Origin of the sequence: Niastella populi (genome assembly GCF_002078015.1) — a bacterium.
GTDB lineage: Bacteria > Bacteroidota > Bacteroidia > Chitinophagales > Chitinophagaceae > Niastella > Niastella populi.
In genome coordinates this window covers 288,989-300,224 of record NZ_LWBP01000188.1, presented here as the reverse complement: position 1 = coordinate 300,224, position 11,236 = coordinate 288,989, and the positions used below count along the sequence as shown (strand labels likewise).

Sequence of the window (11,236 nt, the reverse complement as noted above, 5' to 3'; positions counted from 1 at the left end):
TGAGCGTACTGCAACAGCAACTCATATAACCATTACATGATCTTTTCATGATTTCAGTCAAAGCATCTTGTCATGATTTTTTTAAGATAGCGGGTACGTTCTTTAGAAACGGTTTAAGGATGTAACAGGTATTGCAGTTGATCTTTGCTTTAAATTATTGATCAAAAGCAATGCGCATAAAGTACACATTTGTACATCCGGTCTGGTTAACGGTAGGGGGCACAAAGATAGGAGGTTGAGAAAGATATTAAATGCAGTTATTATAAAGTATACATTGTTCAGCGAACAAAAAACTTAAAGCAATAAAAAAGCCCCGACTTCGTCGGGGCTCTATGCGTAATGAATACAAGATATGATTATGCCAACACCAGTACGCGAACAGGCATCGATACCAGTTCAGTACCATCGTCGAGCTTTACCAGAAAGTAAAGCCTTAAAGCCAATTCGGTATTTGCCTTTGCTGCGGGATTAGACGCACTTACCGGAAATTTTGAAAAATATTCGGAAATGCTGGTATTATAAGTAAAACTGGTTCCATTAACCGGAATAGGCGTTGCCGAATAAAAACCTGTTGAGCCACCCGATTGGATCTTTGTATATGAGGTGCTGGCTGCTATTCTGGTTATTTCTGCTATTTTCCTGCCGCTGCCTTCAGGGATGGCCAACGTGATCGTGATCTTGTTGTCGCCACTCAATGAGGTGGTCACTGTAGGATCGGGGCGAAACTCCGTCGCATTGGTAATCATAACCGGTACCTCAGGGCGCAGATCCAAAGCCGGATCGATTTCGGATTTCTCGCAACTGCACATTACCAGGGCAGCAGCAACAACTGAAAGTATTTTATTAAATTTCATGTTATAATTATTTATTTATAGTACAACACTGTTGTTATTTGGCCCACCATACTTTTACATCTGTGCGGGTAATTGGGTTGGGAGTATTGGGGTTCCTTTGTAATTCACCACTTGGATAAGTTAACCGCGTAGGAACAACAGTAGGATTGTGCCCGGCTGCATTCAGCGGCAGCGTCAGTACCGGATAGCCGGTCCTGCGGTAGTCGTTAAACGCTTCAATACCATTACCTATCCATGAAATGTATTTTTGTGTAATGATCTGGTTAAGCATATTCTCCTGCGAACCTGTAAGCGTTACCACTGTAGGATTATCAGCGAAATAGGTATCTATCTCGGTAGTGGTCATGCCAACCTTTGTCATGTTGGCTTTTATACCCGCCTGATAATATGTATTTGCATCACCGGCCGTACCCAGCATGAGGGCACTTTCGGCCAGTATGAAATTCACCTGTGCAAAAGTGAGCATTCTAACAGGCGCTTCTCCACTGGAACCCGTAACGAACGTGTTGTATTTACTTCTGTTTGCAGCAGTAGGCGCTGACACGGTATTACCATTTTGATAGGCTACGAATGCGCCATTCACTTTGGTGAAATATTTAGCCAGGCGCACCGTATCGTTCAGGCTTCTTGAAAGGGCCAGCATGCGTGTGCTCAGCATCTGGTCGGTAGTACGGTTTACATTGTTGAAGCTGTACAATGGGTTCTGGTTACCAACGCTTCCGCCAAAAGGAACCTCAAAATCGAGGCTGTTGGAATTGATAAAGTTATTCGCGGTAATGACATCATCGATAATTGTTTTGGCCAAAGCCGGATTACGGTTACTGATCTGCAAAGCAAATTTCAATAACAACGTATTACCCATGCGTTTCCATTTGTCAACCTCGCCGCCATATACGATATCATCTTTACCCGGCTTTAAAACGTTGGGCGTTTTGTCGAGGTCTGCTATCCCTTCTCTTACCAGGTCGAACAGGCTTTGAATACCTTCGGCTGTGTTACCCAGGTAAATATCCTGTTGGCTTTCAAAACGGGGAGTCAGGAATTTCAAACCATAACCAGCCTGCGAATAAGGCACTTCGCCCCACAGGTCGGTTAACATAGATATGGCATAAGCCTTTTGCAGTTTGGCTATACCTTTATAGATGGAATTTTCCGCACCATGCTCATCGATGATCTTTACCAGGTTATTTATAACGCCGTTATACAGCTCCAGGTTCCACTGATTATCAAAATAACCTTCCAATTTATATTTGTCATAATCAGCAGCCTGGCTGGCAGTGCCGGCAATGTGCTGCATAATTAACGAAGTAGCCCGGTTGAGGTCATTGGCATTGGCGAATGCAATACCAACTGTTGTATTTGTAAGCAGTACGCCCGGTGTTACAGCAACCGGGTTATTGGGAGATTCGTTTACATCGAGGTATTTTTTACAGGATGAGAACGAAGCCAGTATCAATAAAAACAGAATTAGTTTTCTCATACGTGAAATTTTACAAGTTATAAGGATACTTTCAAACCAGCGCCAATTGTTCTTGCGTTAGGCACACTTTGTAAATCGAGCCCGCGAATATTGCCTGCTCCCTGGGTATTAACCTGTGGATCAAAGAACGCATTGGGTGCAATGAAGAATACGTTATTGGCAAATACGCTTATCCGTGCGCTGCTGATCTTCATTTTATCCATCAGGCTGCGGGGCAGATCGTATCCAATAGAGATATCACGCATTCTGAACGTGGTAGCATCATATACGTTGAACTCACTTTGCAAGCCACCCAATGCCTGCCAGTAGGTTTGCGCGGGGATTTGGATATTGTTTGGCAGGTATTTACCCGGATTGTTGGGATCGGCTATTACACCTGGTAAAATGTGCGGTTCGTCTCTCCCGTTAGCTGTTTCCTTCAAAGCGCCGCGCGATTTGTAAGCAGCTGCAGTAAAGGATAAAATTTGTCCGCCCTTAATAAAATCAAATGTAAAGGCAACACTGAAGTTTTTCACTTTAAGGTTGCTGGTAAAGCCCATCTGGTAATCAGGATTGGGATCGGCCAGGATCTGGTTGGCAACTGTAGACTGGAATGTACCGGTTGCCGGGTTGATGATGCGCTGTCCATCGTCGGTTTTTGTAATTAAGCCTCCAACGATAACTCCATATGGCGATCCTTCCTTAATAGTAGGAATAGAACCGGTAAATGCACTACCGGGTATGGGGAAACTGGTAATGTCGGGCGTAATAGAAACAACTTTGTTCCTGATCCTTGTATAGTTGGCCGAAACTTCCCAACGAAGGTCGCGGGTGTTTACCGGAACAATGGTAACAAGGGCCTCGATACCCTTATTGGTCATTTTACCTACGTTAGCGGTTACATTGCTGTAGCCGGTAGAAGGGGCCAGTCCCACGTTGATGATCTGGTTTTTACTTACCTGATCAAAAACTGCCACGTCAATGGTAATGAGGTTTTTAAACAGGGAAGCATTCAAACCAACCTCATAAGATGTGGTAAACTCAGGCTCCAGTGGTGTTTCGGGGGCCAAACGGGTACTGGCGCCAAAGCCGGCGACAGTAGTTGGCCCAAAAGCACCAGCGGGTGTATAGCTCAATGGAAAATTGAAATTAGCCACGTTGTTACCATAACTACTTTTTACATAAACGCTCTTAAGCAGGTAAGGGTCCGCATCGCGGCCTACCCGGGCCGCACTGGCGCGTATTTTACCATAACTAATAACATCTGACTGTATTTCAAATGCATCGGTAAATACAAAACCTGCAGCTACTGAAGGGTAGAAGTAAAGGTTCTTATCGGTTGGCAGCGTAGATGACTGATCGGCGCGGCCTGTTAATTCCAGGAACAAGTAGTTCTTATAATCGAACGATGCCTGTGCATAATAACCTACCAATCGTTGCAGGGTGCTGGTTTCCTGCGAGCCAGACGTTAAAGTAAGCGCGCCTGAGATATTATAAAAATTCGGAACGCTGAGGTTGTCGCCTTGTATTTGCACGCTCTGGAATCTCCGTTGGTTTATATTCTGACCTAATAAGCCGGTAAAATTTACATCCTTGAAGAGATCATTCTTTTTAGCGGTAATGATAAGGTCACCATTTACTTCACTACGATAAATAGGATTATCGAGCGTTTGACCAGCCGGTACCCTGCCCGATCCTACGGCGAATAACTGTTTGCGGCGATCAGTATAGGCGTCAACACCCAGCCGATAATTAATGTTTAACCAGGAGGTGATATCATACCCGACATTTGCAATACCTATTATACGATAGAGGCTGCTCTTCAATGGATTTTCGTAAGCACCGAAATAAGGGTTCTCGACGGAAGCGACTCCATAATTATTGCTGCCATCAGGATTTTTCCAGGTTTTGTCTCGCTTATAAGCCTGCAGGTCGATGCTCCGCGGCATGCCATGCACCACGCCCAGCGCACTTTGACCATTACCACCAAGGACACCGTCCTGTAGGGTATTCATAAATGTAACCGAGCCGCCCAGTTTAATTTTATCGCGCAATACGGTATTGGCGCCAAATTTTACAGAGGCTCTTTTTACGCTTGTGTTGGGTAAGATCCCTTTCTGGTACAGGTAACCGGCAGAAAAAGTATAATTCTGTTTGGCATCGCCACCGTTTATGGTGAAATTATTGTCGGAAATTATACCGGTCTCAAAGAAGTTTTTGATGTTATTGGGATACGGATTATACGCGATGGTTTGCCCGTCTTGTATAAGACCATTGGCAACGGTTGGGGTAGAACCGAATTTAGGTCCCCAGGAGTTAGTGGTAGTGTTTGAATAAACGCCGTTTGAACCTTGTCCGTATTCGTTCTGTACCTCAGGCAAACCGGTAGCTCTTTGAAAGCTTTCGTTCGATGAAACAATAATTTCAGCGCGGCCTTTTTGCCCACTTCCTTTTTTGGTTGTGATAATAATTGCGCCTGCAGCAGCCCGTGAACCGTACAGAACAGAGGCAGCGGGCCCCTTCAGGATATTGATAGATTCAATATTGTTCAAATCAATGTCCATAGCACGGTTTGGCGGCTGGTTATCGCCGAGCGTACCGAGTGGACCGCCATTGGTTCTATCTACCTCATTACTGATAGGCACACCGTCAATAACGAATAAAGGTTGATTACTTCCGGTAAAAGAAGATATACCACGAATATTGATATTTACAGACGACCCGGCGCCGCCACTGGCATTGGTAATGTTTACACCTGCCACTTTACCCTGTAAGGCACTTACCACGTTCACCTGTCCGCGATCAACGAACTGATCGGCTTTCAGGTTTTGGGTAGCATAACCCAGCGAACGCTTGTCACGGGTGATGCCTAATGAGGTTACCACCACTTCCTGTAAAGTATTCAACTGGTTTGATAATGTAACCATGATCGTGTTTCTGTCGCCGATCGTTATTTCCTGTTCGGCCATGCCTATTGCAGAAAACACCAGTATTTTGGAATTGGCTGGAATACTAAGAGAATAAGTACCATCCTCTTTCGAAGTAGTTCCCAATGATGTTCCCTTTACGGTAATTGATGCATTGGGAACGGGGTTGCCTTTGTCATCAATTAGCTTCCCGCTAATTGTTTTGGATTGTGCAAGCAATTGTCCATACAGGAACAGCATGCCGCATAATAGCATTAGAATTTTTCTCATCTGTTTGTTAATTTGGGTGTAACAACTAATACATAGGACTGCAGATTTAATGGCAACGGATTTGGCAGGAAAAAGGAATAAATGATAAAAAACAGGCTTACGTATATGAGCAAGTCCACCAAAACAGGTAGAATGCTGCATTAACCGGATTAAAACCCGGCGCTAAGCCGTACCATTGCGGCCTTTCCGAAACCTACGTGTTTAATATCAATCTTCTACTTCCTTTGATGAACAGGCTCACTCCATTTATCACCTTTAGTGACACCGAACTATTTTATTTTCGCGCGGTTGAAGTTGAATTAAAAGAAATGTGAGGAGTAAAACTACCGCCATTAATATATCCGGTAGTTATTCGGGGTTTGTATAGCCAAAGGAATTTTCTCATAAAATGTACTTTTATATTGGTAACAGTAATTTATAGGGTTGTGACTCGTCCTGATCTAAACAGGAACATAAAATAACAATAAGTGCTGCTTTTCTACCAGTCAAATAATCAATTTCTTATCTTGAATCAGCCATCCATGCACATATAGCACTAATTTATTATACCAATGCTTTATACCAATTTCTCTTAGTAACAAAGATGAAATATCATTAATACATACAGTGAAATGCTTTAATTCGGACGCGAATATATTAATAAACAAGAGATAGATTAAAAAGTAATATTAAGAGCCCGCTACCCTGTTCAGTTTCAGACTGGTATTGTTGTTCTTATAAAGCCTTCGTTTAATCATGGTTTACCCGAAAATGCGGACGCAAAAAACGGCAGGAAGTGAGTTGTTGAAGGAGCGTGGAACCTGTTAAGCCGCACATAAGATTGTAATGCAATTGCCTGTATGCCAGCCCAAAAAAGAAATTTCTTCGTGGTACATCAGTGTTATAGTTAGCATCAACATGGTTTCAAAATAAAAGGGGCTGTCCGGCAAAAGACAGCCCCAGGTTATCACTATCACGGACCCCGTTTTAGGTCCAGGTCATCAGCCTGAAATCAATTTATAGGTTTCACGACGGTTATACGGCCTGAATTAATCAACCCACAACTTGTTAAATGCTTTTTCATCGGAAGAGGCGGGCCAGATATATCCTTCCTCAGAAGGAGCCCTTGCTGTTGCTGCTCCCTTAGCCGGAATGGTTTGCAATAAACGCATAAGATCGTTATTCCGTAATCCTTCACCAAGAAATTCGATGCGGCGCTCAGTGAGTATGGTATTGATGAGGCTGGAAGCATCGGCAAAACTGCCTGGCGTAAACACCGTAGCGGCATCCGACCTGCCGTGTACTGCGTTTAACAGGGCTATCGCCTGCGCATCTACTGTATTGGTATTGCGTACCCTGGCTTCTGCCAGATTCAGTAATACTTCGGCCCAACGCATTACAATAACATAATCTGACGGTGTAGCGGTAGGAAATTTCTTTACATAGATCTTACCCAAATTTGCAGTTGCCTTCGATGTATCGATCAAACTTCTTCTGGTATCATTTGCAAGCCAGCCTGCATTTGCTACTATACCGGATGGATTCAGCGAATATATTGACCCTACTCCGTTTGCAGCCGCATAAAAATAACTGCGCAGGTCATTTTGCGTTCCCGGCGCATCGGCTGCATTACTGGTAAAGGGCATCGATAAAATGGATTCTGCAGTAAGATAAGGTGCTTTAAAAATCGAAGCATAATCCGTAACGAGCGTATTGGCCACACCGCCTTTGGCGGTAAAAGGACCAGTGGTGGGTACTATCTTATTCGCTTCTTCAATTACCTTATCATATTTGTGCATGCTCAGGTAAACTCTTGTCTTCAGGGAAATAGCGGTATTGCGGTGTGCACGTGTAACGTTCCCCATACTGGCAGCGGCGGGTGCATTCGACAGTGGCAGGTTGGCTTCGGCAAAGTCAAGATCAGACAGGATCTGCGTATATACCTCGGCCACAGAGCTTCTTGCCATATCTGAGAAACCGGGCCCCAGTATACCAGTTAACCTTAAAGGTACCCCTGCTTTGGAACCATTTTCATCAGCATACGGCCGGGCATAAAATTGCAATAAACTGTAATAAGCCATTGCCCTGAGAAGCCTTGCTTCACCTACGTAAGCATTTCCAATTGTATTCCCTATTACAGCAATTCCCTTGCTATTCATGCCATCGATAAACACGTTGCAAGCGTTTATTAACAGGTAGGCCTGCAACCACAAACCCTTAACCGATGTGGCGGTATTGGTGGGGTTTAAGAACCAAACGTCATAGTTGGTAACAAGGTTGGGGTCCTGCGCTATAAAATCCTCACCCCGAATATCGCCATACACGATATAACGGCCGCCGTAAAAAGCGCCACTTTTGAAAGTTGCATATAATGCCGGCATCTGGTTGGCAATTCGCGCAGCGGTAGAAAAAGCGCTGGCATCGGAAACCGAGTTTTGAGGAGCCGGATCAAGATATTCACGATGGCACGCAGACAAAGTCGCCAACATGCCTGCTAAACCAAATGCATATATGAATATAGGTTTCATTAATTTTTTTTTTAAAGTTGAATGAACAGATTAAAAACCAACATTTAAACCAACAGTTATGGTACGGCCATTCCCCAGGGTATTCCTGTCGACACCGAAGGAGGTGCCGGAATTACCGTTTGAAGACACTTCCGGATCGGGCCCGGGATATTTGGTAATAACAGCAAGGTTTTGACCGGCCACATAAAACCTGGCACGGCTAATTAAGACCTTGTCTAAAATACTCTTGGGCAGGTTATAACCGATCTGTACTGTTCTCAGCTTTACAAAATCGCCTTTGAATACGTTAATGTCTAAAGGCATTGCCGATCCGTTGGAAGAATTATCGCCGTATACCGGTTTGGCATATTTGGCATTATCGCCTGGTTTTTGCCAGGAATCGGTTAATACATCTTTGTCGTTATTCCAGAAACGCATATCGTGCAAACCTGCGTTTGTACCATAATATATATATGCACCTAACTGGTAAGTGAACAGGAAGTTCAGATCGAAATCTTTATAATTTACCGTGTTTGTCCAACCACCAACATATTTGGGGATCACATTTGCATACAATACGCCGTCGTCGGGCTGTGTGATCCTTCCATTGTTTTTCAGATAGGGCTTGTTATCGGTAGTCATGAACTGGGTTTGACCTGCAGGCGGTGAATTCTGGAAAAGAATTTGCTCGCCGGAAGCATTCACAAAGATCCTTCTTCCACTCGTTGGGTCAACCCCGGCAGTTGGTACTACCCACAAATAACCGGCGCTTTTTCCTACCACCGTTTTATTAACTGTTTCCAGGCCGCTGGTTGAGGTTACCACCTCCGTTAAACCATCGGCCAAAGCAGTTACCACATTTTTGTTGTAAGAAAAATTGAACGTTGTGTTCCAGTTAAAATCTTTCGTACTTATCACCTGGGCATCAGCCATAAACTCTATGCCCTGGTTATACATTTTACCAACGTTCATCAATACGCTGTTTCCGTTAGGCAAGCCCACTGAAGGTGACTGGGGAACTCTTAATAACAGGTTATCGATATTGTTCTTATAGTAAGTGATCTCACTTCTTACGCGATCATTGAACAGGCCAAATACAATACCTACATCTGTCTTTGTACTGGTTTCCCATTCTATTTTATTGTTACCTACCGTAGAAAAAAACAGGGTTGGGTTTCCACCGTACAAACCGGAAGAATAGGTTGAATACGTTTCAAAATCGCCTATACCTGAAATATTACCCACTTTACCGTAACTTCCGCGCAACCTGAAACTGCTGAATATATTGTCGATTCCCAGCGTATTCCAGAATGATTCCCTAGCAATTTCCCAACCGCCGGAAAATCCATAGAAGGTCCCTTTCTTAACGCCGAGGGCTGAATATTCATCCTGGCGCAGGTTGGCGCTGATAAAATACTTTTTGTTGAAGTTATAATTCAAACGGCCGAAACTCGAAAGCAGGTAATTCTCTGAGAGGATCATGCCTGAAGTATTGTTGGTAGTAAACCCTGCCTGAATAACGGTATAGGCCGAATCGGACAATGTTCTGCGATTGATACCAAACCCATCGTAGGTACGCCTTTGCTGTTCATTACCTACCAGCAGGCTAAAGTTATGTATATCGCCAAAAGAATAATCGAATTGTGCAGTGTTCGTCCACAGCCAGGTCTTATACTTTATGTAAGAACCGGTGGCGCCACCTCCCGGTCCACTACCACCCGATGTACCATCACCGTGATATGGGTTGAGGAAAATTTCATTATCCAGTAACAAATTATCGATCCCATATGTACTTCTTAGCGTGATCCAGCTAAGAGGTTTTACCTGTACATATACGTTCGACTGCAGGTGATTGGCTTCATTATTTGAACGATTCAGGTTCAACAACATGGTAATATTGTTAAACGTATACGGGTTGGCACCATTTACAAGGCTGCCCATACCGCCAATTGCAGTGGCAGATGCGATATTATATGTGCCATCATTATTATAAGGAGCGGTATTGGAGGGAAGCGCTACCGCCAGCCGTGCGGCACCAGCCGAATTGAATGCTTCACCTGGTAATGAGCCCGAAGTTCCGGCGATCCTGTTCTTTTCATTTGAATATGATATTTTACCGCCTACATTTAACCATTTGGTGACCCTGCTATCTACGTTGGTGAGGATATTACTGCGAATAAATTCATTTTTTTTAAGAATACCCTGTTGCGAAGTATAGCCTGCAGAAAAATAATAGGTGGTGCTTTCATTACCGCCAGATACATTTACATTATGGCTATGCGAAAAGCCCTGGCGATAAACTTCATCGTACCAATTAGTATTAATCGGGTTACCGTTGGCATCTTTTGGAATGATGAAACTTCCGGTAGTGGCGGCATTAACTGCTTTCAGGTTATCGAGCGCCATATTCTTAAAGTCAACATACTCCTGAGCATTTAAAACTTCAGGCAGTCTGTTGGCTTTTGAAAACCCTACCCATCCGTCGTAATTAACTTTTGCCCGGCCCGATTTTCCCTTTTTTGTGGTAATGAATACCACGCCGTTTGCTGCACGGCTACCATAAATAGCAGCCGCAGCTGCATCTTTTGCAATGTCGATGCTTTCGATATCGCCCGGGTTAATGCTAGCCAGCGGGTTGGCCGGTGCACTGGTTCCACCCTGATCGCCCGTATAGGTAGCAATACCATCAATTACGATCAACGGGTAAGAACTCAGCGAAATGGAATTGGTTCCCCTGATGCGAAAAACCGGCGGGTTATTTACCACGCCATTGGGTACGGTAATCTGAACCCCTGCAGCTTTTCCAGCCAGCGCCGATTCAAAACTTTGTACAGGCTTTTCTGCAATCTCGGTTCCCTTTACGGTGGAAAAGTTACCTGTAATTTCCTTTCGCTTTTGCGTACCATATCCAACTACCACAACTTCTGCGAGGTTCTTGTCGGTTGATTGCAGCTGAATATTGATAACAGCCTTGTTGCCAATACTCACTTCAGCATCAGCCATACCTACAGCAGTAAAAACGAGGATCTTTGAACCTTCAGGAACATTCATCGAGTAAGTTCCGTCGAATTTGGTTGATGTTCCGAATCCAGTTCCTTTGATAATCACAGAAGTGTTGGGGATCGGACTGCCGTCCGTAGAAGTGACTTTACCCGATATTGCACGGGTTTGTGCTTGCAATAGGCACGTGCTTGCGCCCACTGCAAGTAGCAGTAATAGCAATTTTCTCATGTGTGATTT

5 protein-coding genes are annotated in these 11,236 nt (G+C 44.1%); all 5 read right to left on the bottom strand.

The window, feature by feature from the left end; genetic code table 11:
• Window positions 1-356: 356 nt before the first annotated feature.
• A complete protein-coding gene (locus A4R26_RS18105; protein WP_081165972.1) occupies window positions 357-854 on the bottom strand; it encodes a hypothetical protein in 498 nt (165 codons plus the stop codon).
• 34 nt (window positions 855-888) lie between these two features.
• Window positions 889-2,334 (bottom strand): SusD/RagB family nutrient-binding outer membrane lipoprotein, encoded by a 1,446-nt coding sequence (locus A4R26_RS18100; RefSeq protein WP_081165969.1) that lies wholly within the window; start codon window positions 2,332-2,334, stop codon window positions 889-891.
• A gap of 17 nt (window positions 2,335-2,351) precedes the next feature.
• Window positions 2,352-5,510 carry a SusC/RagA family TonB-linked outer membrane protein gene (locus A4R26_RS18095; protein WP_242674941.1) on the bottom strand — a complete coding sequence of 1,053 codons (3,159 nt, stop codon included), beginning with the start codon at window positions 5,508-5,510 and terminating at the stop codon, window positions 2,352-2,354.
• A 1,028-nt stretch (window positions 5,511-6,538) separates the two neighbouring features.
• The gene (locus A4R26_RS18090) at window positions 6,539-8,017 is read right to left on the bottom strand and encodes a RagB/SusD family nutrient uptake outer membrane protein (protein ID WP_081165963.1); all 1,479 of its coding nucleotides are present in this window, start codon (window positions 8,015-8,017) and stop codon (window positions 6,539-6,541) included.
• A 30-nt stretch (window positions 8,018-8,047) separates the two neighbouring features.
• The gene (locus A4R26_RS18085; protein ID WP_081165960.1) at window positions 8,048-11,227 is read right to left on the bottom strand and encodes a SusC/RagA family TonB-linked outer membrane protein; all 3,180 of its coding nucleotides are present in this window, start codon (window positions 11,225-11,227) and stop codon (window positions 8,048-8,050) included.
• Between the last annotated feature and the right edge of the window lie 9 nt (window positions 11,228-11,236).

Excerpts from the sequence above, each read along its gene's own strand:
- A4R26_RS18105 (WP_081165972.1), bottom strand. The coding sequence starts at position 854 with ATGAAATTTAATAAAATACTTTCAGTTGTTGCTGCTGCCCTGGTAATG.
- A4R26_RS18100 (WP_081165969.1), bottom strand. The coding sequence starts at position 2,334 with ATGAGAAAACTAATTCTGTTTTTATTGATACTGGCTTCGTTCTCATCC.
- A4R26_RS18095 (WP_242674941.1), bottom strand. The coding sequence starts at position 5,510 with ATGAGAAAAATTCTAATGCTATTATGCGGCATGCTGTTCCTGTATGGA.
- A4R26_RS18090 (WP_081165963.1), bottom strand. The coding sequence starts at position 8,017 with ATGAAACCTATATTCATATATGCATTTGGTTTAGCAGGCATGTTGGCG.
- A4R26_RS18085 (WP_081165960.1), bottom strand. The coding sequence starts at position 11,227 with ATGAGAAAATTGCTATTACTGCTACTTGCAGTGGGCGCAAGCACGTGC.